The organism is Micrococcus cohnii, from assembly GCF_014205175.1.
Classification (GTDB): Bacteria; Actinomycetota; Actinomycetes; order Actinomycetales; family Micrococcaceae; genus Micrococcus; species Micrococcus cohnii.
In genome coordinates, this window is record NZ_JACHNA010000001.1 from 1,549,959 (window position 1) to 1,565,039 (window position 15,081).

Sequence of the window (15,081 nt, forward strand, 5' to 3'; positions counted from 1 at the left end):
CCTCGTCTGGGGTGGTGGGCGGTCAGGCGGCGGCCACGCTCAGGCCTCCGTCCTTCTCGCCGTCCTCACCGGGGGCGCGGTCGACCCGCACGGTGTCGCCGTCGGCGATCTCGCCGGACAGCAGCGCCCGGGCCAGCCGATCGCCGATCTCGCGCTGGACGAGCCGGCGCAGCGGCCGGGCGCCATAGGCCGGGTCGAAACCGGTCTCGGCCAACCATGCCGTGGCTTCCTCGGAGACCTCGAGCATGAGCCGGCGAGCCGCCAGCCGCTGCTGCAGCGCATCCACCTGCAGGTCCACAATCCGCGTCAGCTCGGCCACGCTGAGCGCGTCGAACTGCACGATCTCGTCCAGGCGGTTCAGGAACTCCGGCTTGAACGCCCCGCGCACCACGGACATGACCGACTCGCGCTTGGCCGCCTCGTCCAGCGTCGGGTCCACCAGGAACTGGCTGCCCAGGTTCGAGGTGAGGATCAGGATCACGTTGCGGAAGTCCACCGTGCGGCCCTGCCCGTCGGTGAGGCGCCCGTCATCGAGCACCTGCAGCAGGATGTCGAAGACCTCGGGGTGAGCCTTCTCCACCTCGTCGAGCAGCACCACGGAGTACGGGCGCCGCCGCACGGCCTCGGTGAGCTGCCCGCCCTCGTCGTAGCCGACATAGCCCGGAGGGGCGCCGACCAGACGGGAGACCGCGTGCTTCTCCGCGTACTCGGACATGTCGATCCGCACCATGGCGCGGTCGTCGTCGAAGAGGAACTCGGCCAGCGACTTCGCCAGCTCCGTCTTGCCCACGCCCGTCGGGCCGAGGAACAGGAATGAGCCGGTCGGACGGTTCGGGTCCGCAATGCCGGCCCGAGAACGGCGCACCGCGTCGGAGACGGCGCCGACGGCCTCGCGCTGGCCGATCAGCCGCTCGCCGAGGTGCTCCTCCATAGCCAGCAGCTTCTCGGTCTCGGAGGTGAGCATGCGTCCGGCCGGGATGCCGGTCCAGGCGGAGACGACCTCCGCGATGTCGTCGGCCGTCACGTTCTCTGAGACCATCGCGTCCTCGGGCTGCGCCTCGGCGTCGGCGGCGCGGGCGTCCGCCTCGGCCAGCTGCCGCTCGAGCGCGGGGATCTCCCCGTAGAGCAGGCGGGAGGCCTCGGCGAGGTCCCCCTCACGCTGGGCCTTCTCCGCGGTCGAGCGCAGCTCGTCGATCTTCGCGCGCAGGTCGCCGGACTCGTTGAGCGTCGCCTTCTCGCGCTCCCACCGGGCGGTGAGGGCGCGCAGCTGCTCCTGCTTGTCGGCCTTCTCGTCCCGCACGGCGGCTAGGCGCTCGACGGAGCCCGGATCGGTCTCGCCGTCGAGGGCGAGCTCCTCCATGGTCAGCCGATCCACCTGGCGGCGTAGCACGTCGATCTCCTCCGGAGCGGAGTCGATCTCCATGCGCAGTCGCGAGGCGGCCTCATCGACCAGGTCGATCGCCTTGTCCGGCAGCTGCCGCCCGGTGATGTACCGATCGGACAGGGTGGCGGCAGCCACGAGCGCGGAGTCGGCGATCGCGACCTTATGGTGCGCCTCGTAGCGCTCCTTGAGCCCGCGCAGAATCGTGATCGAGTCATCGACGGAGGGCTCGCCCACGTACACCTGCTGGAAGCGGCGCTCCAGCGCCGGGTCCTTCTCGATGTTCTCGCGGTACTCGTCGAGAGTGGTCGCGCCGATCAGGCGCAGTTCGCCGCGGGCGAGCATGGGCTTGAGCATGTTGCCCGCGTCCATGGCGCCCTCGGAGGCCCCAGCGCCGACCACGGTGTGGATCTCGTCGATGAACGTGACGATCCGCCCGTCGGCGGTCTTGATCTCCTCGAGCACCGCCTTGAGGCGCTCCTCGAACTCGCCGCGGTACTTGGCTCCGGCGACCATCGCGCCCAGGTCCAGAGAGATCAGCGTCTTGCCGCGCAGCGACTCGGGCACATCGCCGGCCACCATGCGCTGGGCCAGGCCCTCGACGACGGCGGTCTTGCCGACGCCGGGCTCGCCGATGAGCACCGGATTGTTCTTGGTGCGCCGCGAGAGCACCTGAATCACGCGGCGGACCTCGGCATCGCGGCCGATGACCGGGTCCAGACGGCCCGAACGGGCCACCTCGGTCAGGTCCGTGCCGTACTTGCCGAGGGCGTCGAATGTGGCTTCGGGGTCCGGGGTCGTGACGGTCGAGTCGCCGCGCACCTGCTCGAACGCGGCGGAGAGCGCGTCGGCGTCCGCGCCGTTCTCGGCCAGAGCGCGGCCGGCGGCGCCCTCGTCGGTGGCCAAGCCGAGCAACAGGTGCTCGGTGGAGACGTACGCGTCGCCGTGCGCGGCCGCCTGGGACTGCGCGGCCTTGACGACGGCGAGCCCCGCCGAGGAGAACGAGGGCTGGGACACCGAGGCCCCGGAGACCTTCGGCAGCGCCGCGATGCCGGCCGAGGCGGCCTCGGAAACGGCGTCGGCGGAGGCGCCGGCGGACGTCAGCACGGCGACGGCCACGGACTCGCGCTGGTCCATCAGCGCCTTGAGCAGGTGGACCGGCTCGACCTGCGGGTTCGAGGCCGTCTGGGCGTTGCCGGCGGCGGCCGCGACGGCTTCCTGAGACTTGGTGGTGAACTGCGGGGTCGGGTTCTGCTGGTTCTGATTCACGGACGCTCCTTCGTGCTCGGTTCCGCGCGGCGGGCCCGCTCCGGGACGCCGCCAAACTTGAGTCTATGAAGCTCAACTTCGTGCGGGCGGGGAGTATTCCCGGCCCCGGGCTTGGCCGTCATCCGACCCCCGACACGAGAACGCCCCCGTCGGATCCGGTACGGGATCCGACGGGGGCGTCGCTCTCGAGCGCGGCGCTCAGGCCTTCTTACGCAGCTTCTGCAGCTGCTCGCGGGCCTGGCGAAGCTTCGCGGTCTGCTCCTCGCGGGCGGCGTGGATCGAGTCGACCTTGTCGGCCTTCGCGGCCATGATGGCCTCGACCTTGGCGTCGCGGGCGGCCTGGATGCGGGCGGCGCGCTTCTTGGCGGCCTTGCGGCGCTTGCCCTGGCGGTTGGCGATGGAGTCGGCCATGATGCCCACGCCGGCGCCGACGAGGAAGACGTCCTTGGCGACGGCGGTGCCCTCCTGCGACGGGCGGATGCCGTCGGACTCGGTCATCGAGGGGGTGTTCAGGTACATCGACATCAGACCGCCGGAGAACGCGGTGAGGGCGGCACCGGCCACCCAGCCCGGGACCATCGGCAGCACGAGAGCCGAGCCGACGCCGATCTCCGAGGCGACGATGAAGTTCTTGAACTGCGCCGGGCTCATCTTGGCCAGCTGCGGCACACCCTTGGCCGCCATCGACTGCAGACCGGCAGCCTGCTCGTCGGACAGCTGCAGCTTGTTGATGCCGGAGTTCAGGATGAACGCGCCCGCGGTCAGACGCAGCGGAATCTGGACGATGCTCATGGATGCTTCCTTCCAGTCTTCCCGCAGCACTCCCGTGCGCGAGCAGACAGTGTGTCGAAGAGGTCTACAGCGCACAGACTACAGAAGACACACCCCGTCGCACCCGTTCGGCCCGCCCGGGTGACCGCCGCCGAGCAGTCGAGATCGTCACCGAACGGTGACCCGACTCTCCGGCCTGGGCTATCCCTGTCCCGCCGAGCTGGGAGACAATGGTCCCCATGCCCTGGACTTCCTCTGCCCCGCTGCTGGCCGCCTCCTCGACCGATTACGGCTGGCTCGGCAACATCATCGTGGACATCATGGAGGCCGTCGGCCCCGTCGGCGTGGGTCTGGCGGTGTTCGCCGAGAACATCTTTCCGCCGATCCCCTCCGAAGTAATCCTGCCCCTGGCAGGCTTCACCGCGGCAGACGGCGCCTTCACGCCGCTGTCCGCTCTGATCTGGGCGACGATCGGCTCGGTCGTCGGCGCCCTCGCGCTCTACGGGATCGGCGCGGCCATCGGCCGCAAGCGCATGTACCGCATCGCCGAGGCCATGCCGCTGGTCGACGTGGACGATGTGGAGCGCACCGAGCGCTGGTTCATCCGGTTCGGCTACTGGAGCATCTTCCTGGGCCGCATGGTCCCCGTGTTCCGCTCGCTGATCTCCATCCCCGCCGGCATCGAGCGCATGCCGCTGGCGCTGTTCACTCTGTACACGACGCTGGGCTCGCTGCTGTGGAACGCCCTGTTCATCTACGGCGGCTACGCCCTCGGCGAGAGCTTCCACGTGATCTCCGATTACGCCGACCTGCTCTCGAACGTGGTGCTGGGTCTGATCCTGCTGTTCCTGGCGGTGTGGATCGTGCGCCGCGTGCTGCGTAACCGCCGCCTGGCCCAGGACCCGAACTACCGCGAGCCCACGCCCGACGAGGCCGCCGCACGTGTCGAGGCCGCCCTCGATCGCCACCAGTTCCGGAAGTGACCCGCATGCCCTTCTGCCTCGACCCCCGCACCCCCGGCCGCCTCCATCGCGCCGCCCTGCTCTCGACGGCAGCGGTCACGCTGCTCACGCTCTCCGCCTGCGCCCCCGGCGAGGACTGGGGCGACGCCGGCGAGACGTCCGAGCAGTCGCAGTCCGGCTCCACGCTGCCCCCGATGGACATGGACCCGTTCACCCTCGACGTCCCCGAGCACGACATGCGCATGCTCCCGGGAGCGCGGGAGCGCACAAATGAGGGCGAGAACCATCTCGGCGCCTGGTACGAGCTGCCGAAGGCCCGCTCGTGGAGCGAGAAGATGAAATCCGTCGTCGACCGCGAGGTCGATTCCTTCACTCGCGACGCCTCCGACGACGACAACCTGACGGTCCAGCCGAGTCTGGCCGTCGTCGGCGAGGACATCGCGGCGGTGCGCATGCTCGGCACGGCCACGCGGAGCGAGGACTCCCGTTCGTGGGCCACCGTCGTCTGGTATGACGTCGACTCCCGCCGGGTGCTTCAGCCCTCTGACCTGTTCACCGACGACGGCTGGGACAGCCTGCGCGAGCAGGCCCGGAAGCGCATGGGCGCGGACCCGGACGTGAACGACAAACGGCTGGACTCCCTGGTGGAGGATCCCGAGGCCGCCGAGAACGCGCGGGTGTGGGACGGGATCGTGTTCCTCAAGGACGGCTCCGTGCTGGTCGAGGTCGACCAGGGTGCGATCGCCCCGGACGATGCCGGCGTGCTCAGCGTCCGCCTCCCCGCCGATCAGGCCTCCGACTGGCTCTCCGAGCAGGGCCGTCGCGCTCAGGAGGCCGCGAAGGACCCGGCGGCGGTGCGCTGGCCCGAGGGGTCCTCGGGCACGACCGACGGCGACGATGACGGACGCCCGGCCGGCGAGGACCGCGAGGATGAGGGCTCCGCCCGACCCGAGACCTCCCAGGAGCCGGCGGACGAGTCGACCCGGGACGCTGACGGCGGCGCCCCCGTTCCCGCGCCGGGCGCCGAGTCCTCCCGCGAGGACAGCCGCGGGAACAAGGAGAGCCCCGCCACGAACTCCCCTGATGAGGACGACGAGAGCGACGAGACGGCGTCGCAGCGGCCCACCCCGCCCCGCGAGTCCTCGTCCTCGGCCCCGGAGCGCTCCTCGAGCGCCCCGACATCCTCGGATGACGGGTCACCCTCGGATGAAGGGTTGCCCTCGAGCGACCCGGCACCGTCAAACGAGCCGGCACCGTCGAACGAGCCGGCACCGTCGAGCGATCCCGCCGAGAGCCGGGGCCCCAGCCCGTCCGAGGCACCGACATCGCAGCCTGCCACCTCCGAGGCGCCGACCTCCCAGGCCCCGACCTCCGAGGCTCCGACCACGGAGTCGGCGGCGCCCACCTCTGAGGCGCCCACCTCTGAGGCGCCGACCACGGAGTCGGCGGCGCCCACCTCTGAGGCGCCCACCTCTGAGGCGCCGACCACGGAGTCGGCGGCGCCCACCTCTGAGGCGCCCACCTCTGAGGCGCCGACCTCCCCGTCGGTTCCCGCATCCTCATCGGCGGTTACATCGGAGGCCCCGGCCTCGGACTCCCCCTCGAGCGAGACCGCGACGAGCGAGGCCCCGGCCGCGTCCAGCTCGACCGCTGAGCCCACGGAGTCCAGCTCCGCCACCGACACGAGCTCGGCGACGGCGGCTGCCACCTCCGAGTCCGCGACGTCGCCGTCCACCACCGAGGAGGCCGGCTCACCGAGCGCGGCCGACGGGGCCACGGACGCGACGCCGACCGCGAGCGGTGCCGTGGCCTGACCCGCCCACCTCGCGAACCACGTTTCGCGTCCCCGCCTCGGACCGGCGAGAATCGAGAACCATGACCGAGCCGAACCCCGCGTCGCAGGACCGCGACGCCGAGCCCAACCCCGTTCCCGCCTCGCAGCGGGCGCACCCGCATGATCACAACCTGGAGAAGGACCCGGCCCTGTTCCGTCGGGAGCCGGTCTCCTTCGTGCGCCGCGGCGCCCGCCTGAATCGCTCCCGGCAGGGGGCATGGGACCGTATGGCGGACACCGTGCTCGTGCCGGTGCCCCGCGACCGCGCCGACACCTCCGTCGCCCGCGACGCCGTGTTCGACTGGACGCAGATCTTCGGGCGGCCCGGCCGCATGCTCGTCGACATCGGCTGCGGCCAGGGCGAGTCGACCGCGCAGGGCGCCGCCGACCGTCCCGACTGGAACGTGCTGGCCGTCGAGGTGTACGTCCCGGGCCTGGCCGGACTCATGGGTCTAGCCGAGCGGGGCGAGCTGACGAACATCCGCGCCGTCGAGGCCAACGCCCCCGAGGTGCTCGACCACCTGCTGCCCGCCGGCGGCGTCGACGAGGTGTGGGTGTTCTTCCCCGATCCGTGGCACAAGTCGCGCCACCACAAGCGACGCCTGGTCTCCCCCGCGTTCGCCGACCGGCTCGCCCGCGTCCTGGCCCCCGGCGGACTGATCCGCCTGGCCACGGACTGGTCGGACTACGCCGTGCAGATGCGTACAGTCTTCGAGAGCGATGAGCGATTCGAGAACCTGCACCCGGGGGAACGCGCGGGCACCCACTCCCCGCTGACCCGGGTCCGGGCCGAGGGCCTCGAGAAGCAGGAGCCGCTGCCGGCCGAGGACGCGCTCGACGCCGAAGGCGGCTGGTCCCCGCGCTTTGCGGGACGCCCGCTGACCAGCTTCGAGGCGAAGTCGCAGAAGGCCGGGCGGCTCGTCTTCGATCTGACCTACCGCCGCGTGTGAACCGCCACCGCGGCCCCAGTCAGTGACGCGCCGCGCCCTCGGGCAGCGGGAGCCCCGCGGTGACACGGGCCGTGGCGGCCAGGGTGACCGTGCCGGGGTCCCGGTAGCCGCGGGGCGCGTCGGCCCCCTTCTCTCGGCGCCAGCGGGAGGTGTCGTGCCCGCTCACGGCGGCCCCGCCCAGGGACCGCACCGGGGCGGTCGGCAGGCGCACGGTGTCCGTCCACGGCGCCCGCGAGGACACGAGCCGACCGAGCCGGGCCAGCAGGTCACCCGGTGCGGCGGCCTGGAACACGCGCTCGCGCGACAGGCCCACCACGTCGTCCCCGTCGGCGAGCAGGTCCGCGGGCAGACCGATCGCCCCGGCGAGTACGAGAGCGTCGACGTGCCGCTGTCCCGTCTGCCGCGTGCGCTCGCGCAGCCGTCGCAGAGCGTGCGCCGCGACGAGGGTGCCGTAGGAGTGGGACTCGATGCTCACGTAGGGGGCCGTGCCGCGGGCCTGCGGACCGGTCGAACGCGCGAAGTCGGACCAGGCCTCGATGTCGCGGGCCAGTGCCTCGCCGCCGGCCCGGCCGGGCGCGTCCAAGGGCACCTTCCAGAACGGGGGCGCGGCATAGCCCAGCCACGCGATCGTGCACGGTCGCGGCGCGCCGACCTCGCGCTGCGCCGCCCAGAGCCGGGCCGCCTCCTGCGCGGTGCCCCACATGGCGGTGTGCGCGCGGATCCCCATGCCGGAGACGAGCCACGTCACGTGAGTCGCGCGAGCCGGGTCGCCGACGGCGACGACCGCCGTCGGGCCGTCGTCGCCGTCGAGGCAGTAGTCGAGCAGCCGCCGCTCGGGGAAGGACGCGTCCATCGCGTGCGGCTTCAGGGCGTGGACGATCCCGTCGAGGGCGCTGCGTCCGCGCCGGCCGAGAGCGCCGCGTCGGCGCATGTCCGCGTGCAGCCGCTCGCGGACCGCCACACGGTGCGCCGGCTGGAACGATGCGGGAGTCAGTCCCGCGCGCGCTTCCACACCAGCACCTTGCGTTCAGCGGTCGAACCGGCCGGCAGCGCGCGCACGCTCGGGGCCCACGCGGGCTGCTGCGGGGAGTCCGTATGGGCGGATCGCTCGTCGAGGTTCTCCGACGACGCGCCCTGCGTCCGTTCCTGGCCGTGGGCCGCGGCACGCTCCTGCGCCTGGGCGCGGGTGCGCGCGGACCGGCTCATGGAACGCCGCACGGCCGAGTCGGAGTACCGGGCCGACGCCTCGCCCTGCGCCCCCACGGTGAACACCCGGGAGATCCGGGAGACCTGGTGCATGCGGTCCACCTGGCCGGCCAGCTCGGCGACGACGTCCTGCAGCTGCTCGACCTCTCGCTCCAGGTCGACGATGCGTCGGATGCCCTCGAGCGAAACGCCGTCGCGGCTGAGGGCCTGCACGGTACGCAGCCGGTCGACGTCGGCCCGCGAGTAGCGACGCTGCCGACCACCCTGACGCTGCGGAACGACCAGACCGATGCGGTCGTACTGCCGCAGCGTCTGCGGGTGCATCTGCGCCATCTCGGCGGCGGCCGAGATCACGAACACCGGGGCGGTCCAGCCCTGACCTCGATCGGAGGAGGCGCGGGCGGCCTGCCGAGCACGGCGGGCCGCGTCATCCGCGCTCTGCGCAGCGGAACTCACCACTGCGCCTTCCGGTGCAGATCGGCGCGCACGTCCTGGCCCGCCGTCGCGGCCGCGAACGCTTCCAGGGCCTCACGGGCCTGGTCGTCCAGGTCGGCGGGCACGGCGACCTCAAGCTCAACGAGCAGATCCCCCGCCCCGTTCTTGGCCGGGACGCCGCGGCCCTTGAGCCGCAGCACCTTGCCCGACGACGAGCCGGCCGGCACCTTGACGCGGACCGGGTCGGCCAGCGTCGGCACCGAGATCGTCGCACCGAGCGCGGCCTCGGCGAACGTCACCGGAACCACGATGCGCAGATTCTCACCGTCGCGGCGGAAGAACTCGTGCTCGCGGACCTGCACCGTCACGATCAGGTCCCCGCGGCCCGCCGCGCCGGGCGAGCCCTTGCCGCGGGCGCGCACCTTCTTGCCGTCGGCGATCCCCGCGGGGATCTTCACCTCAGTCACCTCGCCGTCTCCGGCACGCAGGCGCAGCCGCGTGCCCTCGAGGGACTCGCGGAACGAGATGGTCGTGGTGGCCTGCCGATCGGCGCCCTTGCTCGCGGGCTGCTGGCCGAAACCGGTCTGACCGCCGAAGTCCGCCTGCCCCGGCCCGCCGAAGCCGCCGCCGGTGAACGCCCCGAACAGGTCCGACAGGTCGGGACCGGCGCCGCCCGAGCTCGAGAAGCGCCCGCCACCGCGTGCGCCGCCGAACATGTCCCCGAAGATGTCCTCGAAGCCGCCGGCCGAGCCTCCGCCAGGCGCGGCGAACCGCGCGCCACCGCCCATGGCGCGGACGGCGTCGTACTCCTTGCGCTGTTCCGGGTCGCCGAGGACGGTGTACGCCTCGGTGATCTCCTTGAACCGCTTCTCGGCCGCCTCGTCCCCCGGGTTCTGGTCCGGGTGGTGCGTGCGCGCGAGCTTGCGGTAGGCCTTCTTGATCTCGGCGTCGGAGGCGTCCTTCGCCACCCCGAGGACCTGGTAGAAGTCCTTGGTCATCCACTCTTGCGAGGCCATCAGCGCCTCCTTTCGTTCGTCGTCTCGGTCGTGTCGGTCGCGGTCGTCGCTCGGCTCACTCGGTGCCGGCGGAGACCATCACCTGCGCGGCGCGCAGCACGCGGCCCTCGCGCACGTAGCCGTTGCGGAAGACCTGCACGATGTGGTCAGCGGGGATCTCGTCGTGCGGCTGACGCATGACGGCCTCCTGCTGGGTCGGATCGAACTCGGTGCCAGCCAGGGCCTGGTGGTCCTGACGCTCAAGGCCCAGGCCGGCCAGGGCTGAGTCGAGCTTCGCGGCGATCGCGGCCATCGGGCCCTCCTCGAGGTCCCCGGCGGCGCGGGCCGCGTCGAGGTCGTCGAGCACGGGCAGCAGCGCGGTGACCGCGCTGAGCACGCCCTGGTCCTTCGCCACGTCGCGGTCGCGGTCCACGCGGCGCTTGTAGTTCACGTACTCGGCCTGCAGGCGGCGCAGGTCCTCCTGCAGCTCGGCCTCGCGGTCAGAGCCGGGGGCCGGCTCGTCCTGATCGGACTGAAGCTGTGCGTCGGCACCGGCCTCGTCGAGGATCTGCTCGGCCTGGGACAGCGCGTCCCCGTCCTCGGCGTGCCCGCCCGCGGCGGCTTCCTGCTCGGCCGAGACCTGTTCGGTTTCCTCGTGCTCGGCCTCCTGGCCGGTGGTCTGCTCGTGCTCGGCGTTCTCGTCGTGGTTCGGGGTCTCGTTCTGGTTCTCACTCATGGTGCACGTCCTTTCGCGGCCGCGGCGCACCGCCTGCGGCCGGTGGTCTCGGGTGGCGCTCGGCGGGCCGGCCGACAGCGGAGGCTGCCAGCCGGCCCGCCGAGTCACGGGGCGTCAGAGAGACGGGGCGACGATCAGTTCTTCTTGTCCTCGTCCTCGTCGACGACCTCGGCGTCGACGATGTCCTCATCGTCCTTGCCGGCGTCGCCGGCCGGCTGCTCGCCCGCACCGTCGGCCGACTGCTGTGCGTACAGCGCCTCGCCGATCTTCACCTGCGAAGCCTGCAGCTTCTCGAACGCCGCCTTGACCTCGTCGTCGTTGTCCTGCTTCTCCAGGGCCGCCTTGAGGGCGTCGACGTCGGCCTGGACCTCGGACTTCACATCCTCGGAGAGCTTCTCGTCGTTCTCCTTGAGAAGCTTGTCGACGGCGTAGGCCGACTGCTCCGCCTGGTTGCGCTGCTCGGCGGCCTCGCGGCGGGCCTTGTCCTCATCGGCGTGGGCCTCGGCGTCCTTGACCATGCGGTCGATGTCCTCCTGGGACAGCGACGAGCCGCCCGTGATGGTCATCGACTGCTCGGTGCCGGTGCCCTTGTCCTTCGCGGAGACGTGGACGATGCCGTTGGCGTCGATGTCGAAGGTGACCTCGATCTGCGGCATGCCGCGCGGGGCCGGCGCGATGCCGGTCAGCTCGAAGGTGCCCAGGTTCTTGTTGTCCCGGGTGAACTCACGCTCGCCCTGGAAGACCTGGATGGACACGGAGGGCTGGTTGTCCTCGGCCGTGGTGAACGTCTCCGAGCGCTTGGTCGGGATGGCCGTGTTGCGCTCGATGAGCTTGGCCATCACGCCGCCCTTGGTCTCGATGCCCAGCGACAGCGGGGTCACGTCGATCAGCAGGACGTCCTTGCGCTCGCCGGCGAGCACGCCGGCCTGCAGCGAGGCGCCGATCGCGACGACCTCGTCCGGGTTCACGGTCTTGTTCGGCTCCTTGCCGCCGGTCAGGTCCTTCACCAAGTCGGCGACGGCCGGCATGCGGGTCGAGCCACCCACGAGCACGACGTGGTCGATGTCCGAGACCTTGACGCCGGCCTCGGTGATGACGTCGTTGAACGGCTTGCGGGTGCGCTCGAGCAGATCCGAGGTGAGGTCCTGGAACTTGGCGCGGGACAGGTGCTCATCCAGGTGCACCGGGCCCTCCGGGGTGACGGAGAGGTACTGCAGCGAGATGTTCGTCGAGGTGGCCGACGACAGCTCCTTCTTGGCCTGCTCCGCAGCCTCCTTGAGGCGCTGCAGCGCGATCTTGTCGTTCGACAGGTCCGCGCCCTTGGCCTTGGCCTGGCTCAGCAACCAGTCGACGACGCGCTGGTCCCAGTCATCGCCGCCGAGGCGGTTGTCGCCTGCGGTGGCGCGCACCTGGATGGTCGAGAAGTCGTCCTCGTCCTTGCCCACCTCGAGCAGGGAGACGTCGAAGGTGCCGCCGCCGAGGTCGAAGACGAGGATCAGCTCGTCCTCCTTGCCCTTCTCGAGGCCGTAGGCGAGGGCGGCCGCGGTGGGCTCGTTGATGATGCGCGAGACCTTCATGCCCGCGATCTCGCCGGCCTCCTTGGTGGCCTGACGCTCGGCGTCGTTGAAGTACGCCGGGACGGTGATCACGGCTTCGGTGACCTTCTCGCCCAGGTACTCCTCCGCGTCGTGCTTGAGCTTCATGAGCGTGCGGGCCGAGAGCTCCTGCGCGGTGTACTTCTTCCCGTCCACCTCCGTGGTCCAGTCGGTGCCCATGTGGCGCTTGACCGACGCGTAGGTGCGCTCCGGGTTGTTCACGGCCTGGCGCTTGGCGACCTCGCCGACCAGGACCTCGTTGGACTTGGAGAAGGCGACCACCGACGGGGTGGTGCGGGCTCCCTCCGCGTTCGCGATGACCGAGGGCTCGCCGCCCTCGAGCACGGAGACGACGGAGTTGGTGGTGCCCAGATCGATGCCGACTGCTCGCGACATGGTGTGTGTCCTTTCGTCCGTTGACGTGTTGCCTATCTGCGTCGAGGCCGGTGCGACCGCATCGCGGTCCCGCCTTGAGCGCTCGGGACTCAACCTGCCACCGACTCCGGAGGCCTGTCAAGAAACCTGAGCCGCCTCGACTCATGTTCGGTTCACCGGAGACAACCGGGGCGGGACAGGTTTCATTCCCGCCCCGCCCCGGTGATTCAGGACACTCTCCGCGTCGAGCCTCAGGACGCCGTCGCCGGCCACCACACCCGGGGCCCGATCTCGCGCACGAGCGCGGGGATCAGCAGGGTACGCACCACAAGCGTGTCCAGCAGGACGCCCAGGCACACGATGAACGCCAGCTGCACCATGAACTGCAGCGGGATCACCGCGAGCGCGGCGAAGGTGGCCGCAAGGACCACGCCCGCCGAGGTGATGACGCCGCCGGTGACCGTGAGCGCGCGCAGCACGCCGGCCCGAGTGCCGTGCACGTCCAGCTCCTGCCGGGCGCGCGTCATCAGGAAGATCGTGTAGTCGACGCCCAGGGCCACCAGGAACACGAACCCGTAGAGCGGCACCGTCGGGTCGCCCCCCTCGAACCCGAGCACGAACCGGAACACGAGCGCGGAGAGCCCGAGTGCGGCGCCGAAGCTGAGCACCGTCGCGGCCACGAGCACCACGGGAAGCAGCACCGAGCGCAGCAGCACCGACAGGATGACCAACAGCATCAGCAGCACGAGCGGAATGATCACCCACAGGTCCCGCTGAGCGGTCTCGTTCGTGTCGAGGTTCTGCGCGGCCGTGCCCCCGACGAGCACGTCGCCGTCGAGGCGGTGCAGGCGCTCGCGCAGCTCGGCGACGGTCCGCTCGGCCTCGAGCGACTCGGCCGGATCGGACAGGGTGGCCGAAATCAGCACGCGGCCATCGATCTGCGCCGGGGGCAGGTTCATCGGCGGGGTGCCGGCCGGGGCCCCACCCTCGGCCGTCAGGCTTGCCTCGGCCACCCCGTCGGCACCCTGCACCACCTCGACCGCCTCGTCCTGAACCCGTGCAGGGGCGACGATCTGCGCGGGCGAGCCGGTGCCGGCGTCGAAGTGCTCGGCGAGCATCCGCTGGCCGTCCCGAGCGTCGGAGGCGCCGAGCAGCACCTCCGACTGGGAGGCCCCGTCGGCCTGGACCTGGGTCAGCCCCACGCACAGAAGAGCGAGCACCCCGGCGGTCACCAGCCACACGGGGCGGGCGCGGCGGGCCACGATGCCGCCGATGCGCGTCCACACCCCGTGGTCGTCCTCGAGCCCGGCGATCGGTTCGCCGCGGCGGTCCAGGGGCTGCTCGAACGCCGCGCCCCGGGACGCGCGGCGGTGCTGACGGCGGTGCTGCCGCTGCGCGCTCGGGGCGCTGGGCCAGAAGGCCACCCGCCCCAGCAGCGTCAGCAGCGCGGGCAGCAGGGTCAGTGCGGCAAGCCAGGCGAAGGCGATGCCCACCGCGGCGACCGGCCCCAGCGCACGGTTGGAGTTCAGGTCTGAGAACAGCAGCAGGAGCAGGGCGAGGGCGACGGTGACGGCCGAGGCCGTGATGGCGCCGAACGACCCCCGCACCGCCGCGCGGACCGCCTCGGCCGTGCGCTGGCGCACGAGGAGCTCCTCGCGCTGACGCGCGACGAGCAGCAGACAGTAGTCGGTCGTCGCGCCGATCACGAGGATCGACAGGATGCCCTGCGACTGCCCGTTGAGCTGGATCCACTCGGCCGCGGCCATGGCGTACACGGCCAAAATGGCCGCGCACAGAGCAGCCATGGCGGTGACCAGCACGAGCACGGGCAGCAGCACAGAACGGTAGACGAGCACCAGGATCACGAACACGACGATGAGCGCGACGAGCAGCAGCACCCCGTCGATGCCGGCGAACGCCGCACCGAGATCGGCCGCGAAGCCCGCCGGGCCGGCCACGTGCCACCGCCCCGCGTCGAGCTCGCCGCCGACCTGGTCGAGCTGCGCCCGCAGGTCCGCGACGACGTCGGCCGCCTCGCGCTCGGCGTCGTCGCCGGAGGAGATCAGCGCGATGTACTGGACCGCCCGCCCGTCCTCGCTGGGCGTCGGGCCGAGCACGCGCTCGACCCCGTCGACGCCGGAGAGGCCGTCCCCCAGGCGCTGCAGGGCAGCCGCGTCCTGCTCCGGCTCGGCCTCGCCCACGACGACGGCGGGGATGGCCTGCCCCTGCTGGAACCGGGCGGCCTCCTGCTGCGCGCGCGTCGACTCGGCCTCGGCGGGCAGGAAGGTGGCCTGGTCGTTCGAGGAGACCTCGGAGATCTTGCCGAACGTCGGCCCGCCAACCCCCATCGCCGCCAGCCACACGAGCACGAGGGCGAGCGCGAGGCCGACACGCACGAACGCCGTCGCTCGGCCGGCGCCGCCCGCCCTGCCGGGGTCGTCCTCGACCTCTCGCCGAGCAGGCGCGTTGCGGTATCGGCCCAGGTCCACACGGGCGGGGCGCATCTGTCTGATCACACCACCACGCTACCAAGATGATTCGACCGTCGAAACATCTCGCGACGGGTCGTCAT

General features: G+C 71.6%; 11 protein-coding genes. 3 read left to right on the top strand and 8 right to left on the bottom strand.

All coding sequences use genetic code 11. The features are described 5' to 3' along the window. Positions 1 to 22 precede the first annotated feature (22 nt). Positions 23 to 2,650, bottom strand: coding sequence for an ATP-dependent chaperone ClpB (gene clpB / locus HDA30_RS07100; protein ID WP_184241498.1), 2,628 nt, complete (start codon positions 2,648 to 2,650; stop codon positions 23 to 25). Positions 2,651 to 2,848: 198 nt separating this feature from the next. After that, on the bottom strand, positions 2,849 to 3,442 hold the full coding sequence (locus tag HDA30_RS07105) for a hypothetical protein (protein ID WP_158496448.1): 594 nt from the start codon (positions 3,440 to 3,442) through the stop codon (positions 2,849 to 2,851). A gap of 218 nt (positions 3,443 to 3,660) precedes the next feature. Between HDA30_RS07105 and HDA30_RS07110 the strand changes: the two genes are divergently transcribed. The 3 genes from HDA30_RS07110 (at position 3,661) to trmB (ending at position 7,167) form a co-directional block, all read left to right on the top strand. Then, positions 3,661 to 4,404 (top strand): DedA family protein, encoded by a 744-nt coding sequence (locus tag HDA30_RS07110; protein WP_158496447.1) that lies wholly within the window; start codon positions 3,661 to 3,663, stop codon positions 4,402 to 4,404. After that, positions 4,401 to 6,197 carry a hypothetical protein gene (locus HDA30_RS10690; RefSeq protein WP_184241499.1) on the top strand — a complete coding sequence of 599 codons (1,797 nt, stop codon included), beginning with the start codon at positions 4,401 to 4,403 and terminating at the stop codon, positions 6,195 to 6,197. Before HDA30_RS07110 ends, HDA30_RS10690 begins: the two co-directional genes overlap by 4 nt. Positions 6,198 to 6,258: 61 nt before the next feature. Continuing rightward, positions 6,259 to 7,167 (top strand): tRNA (guanosine(46)-N7)-methyltransferase TrmB, encoded by a 909-nt coding sequence (trmB, locus tag HDA30_RS07120; RefSeq protein ID WP_158496445.1) that lies wholly within the window; start codon positions 6,259 to 6,261, stop codon positions 7,165 to 7,167. A gap of 19 nt (positions 7,168 to 7,186) precedes the next feature. Here the strand turns inward: trmB and HDA30_RS07125 are convergent, their stop codons facing one another. The 6 genes from HDA30_RS07125 to HDA30_RS07150 all read right to left on the bottom strand — a co-directional run bounded on the left by HDA30_RS07125 (position 7,187) and on the right by HDA30_RS07150 (position 15,013). Continuing rightward, complete coding sequence (locus tag HDA30_RS07125; RefSeq protein WP_288819085.1) at positions 7,187 to 8,179, bottom strand: alpha/beta hydrolase; 993 nt, start codon at positions 8,177 to 8,179, stop codon at positions 7,187 to 7,189. Then, complete coding sequence (locus tag HDA30_RS10810; RefSeq protein WP_425488390.1) at positions 8,158 to 8,829, bottom strand: heat shock protein transcriptional repressor HspR; 672 nt, start codon at positions 8,827 to 8,829, stop codon at positions 8,158 to 8,160. The genes HDA30_RS07125 and HDA30_RS10810 overlap by 22 nt, the downstream gene beginning before the upstream one ends. Next, positions 8,826 to 9,824: a DnaJ C-terminal domain-containing protein gene (locus tag HDA30_RS07135; RefSeq protein ID WP_184241500.1), complete on the bottom strand. Its 999-nt coding sequence runs from the start codon at positions 9,822 to 9,824 to the stop codon at positions 8,826 to 8,828. The genes HDA30_RS10810 and HDA30_RS07135 overlap by 4 nt, the downstream gene beginning before the upstream one ends. A gap of 55 nt (positions 9,825 to 9,879) precedes the next feature. Further along, the gene (locus HDA30_RS07140; RefSeq protein WP_184241501.1) at positions 9,880 to 10,539 is read right to left on the bottom strand and encodes a nucleotide exchange factor GrpE; all 660 of its coding nucleotides are present in this window, start codon (positions 10,537 to 10,539) and stop codon (positions 9,880 to 9,882) included. 134 nt (positions 10,540 to 10,673) lie between these two features. After that, a complete protein-coding gene (gene dnaK, locus HDA30_RS07145; RefSeq protein ID WP_158496442.1) occupies positions 10,674 to 12,530 on the bottom strand; it encodes a molecular chaperone DnaK in 1,857 nt (618 codons plus the stop codon). 230 nt (positions 12,531 to 12,760) lie between these two features. Further along, positions 12,761 to 15,013 (bottom strand): MMPL family transporter, encoded by a 2,253-nt coding sequence (locus HDA30_RS07150; protein ID WP_184242422.1) that lies wholly within the window; start codon positions 15,011 to 15,013, stop codon positions 12,761 to 12,763. Positions 15,014 to 15,081: the final 68 nt, after the last annotated feature.

Bases quoted from the DNA above. Each gene is read 5' to 3' on its own strand.
- dnaK (WP_158496442.1), bottom strand. From the start codon at position 12,530: ATGTCGCGAGCAGTCGGCATCGATCTGGGCACCACCAACTCCGTCGTC.
- HDA30_RS07110 (WP_158496447.1), top strand. From the start codon at position 3,661: ATGCCCTGGACTTCCTCTGCCCCGCTGCTGGCCGCCTCCTCGACCGAT.
- HDA30_RS07140 (WP_184241501.1), bottom strand. From the start codon at position 10,539: ATGAGTGAGAACCAGAACGAGACCCCGAACCACGACGAGAACGCCGAG.
- HDA30_RS07135 (WP_184241500.1), bottom strand. From the start codon at position 9,824: ATGGCCTCGCAAGAGTGGATGACCAAGGACTTCTACCAGGTCCTCGGG.
- HDA30_RS07150 (WP_184242422.1), bottom strand. From the start codon at position 15,013: ATGCGCCCCGCCCGTGTGGACCTGGGCCGATACCGCAACGCGCCTGCT.
- HDA30_RS07105 (WP_158496448.1), bottom strand. From the start codon at position 3,442: ATGAGCATCGTCCAGATTCCGCTGCGTCTGACCGCGGGCGCGTTCATC.
- trmB (WP_158496445.1), top strand. From the start codon at position 6,259: ATGACCGAGCCGAACCCCGCGTCGCAGGACCGCGACGCCGAGCCCAAC.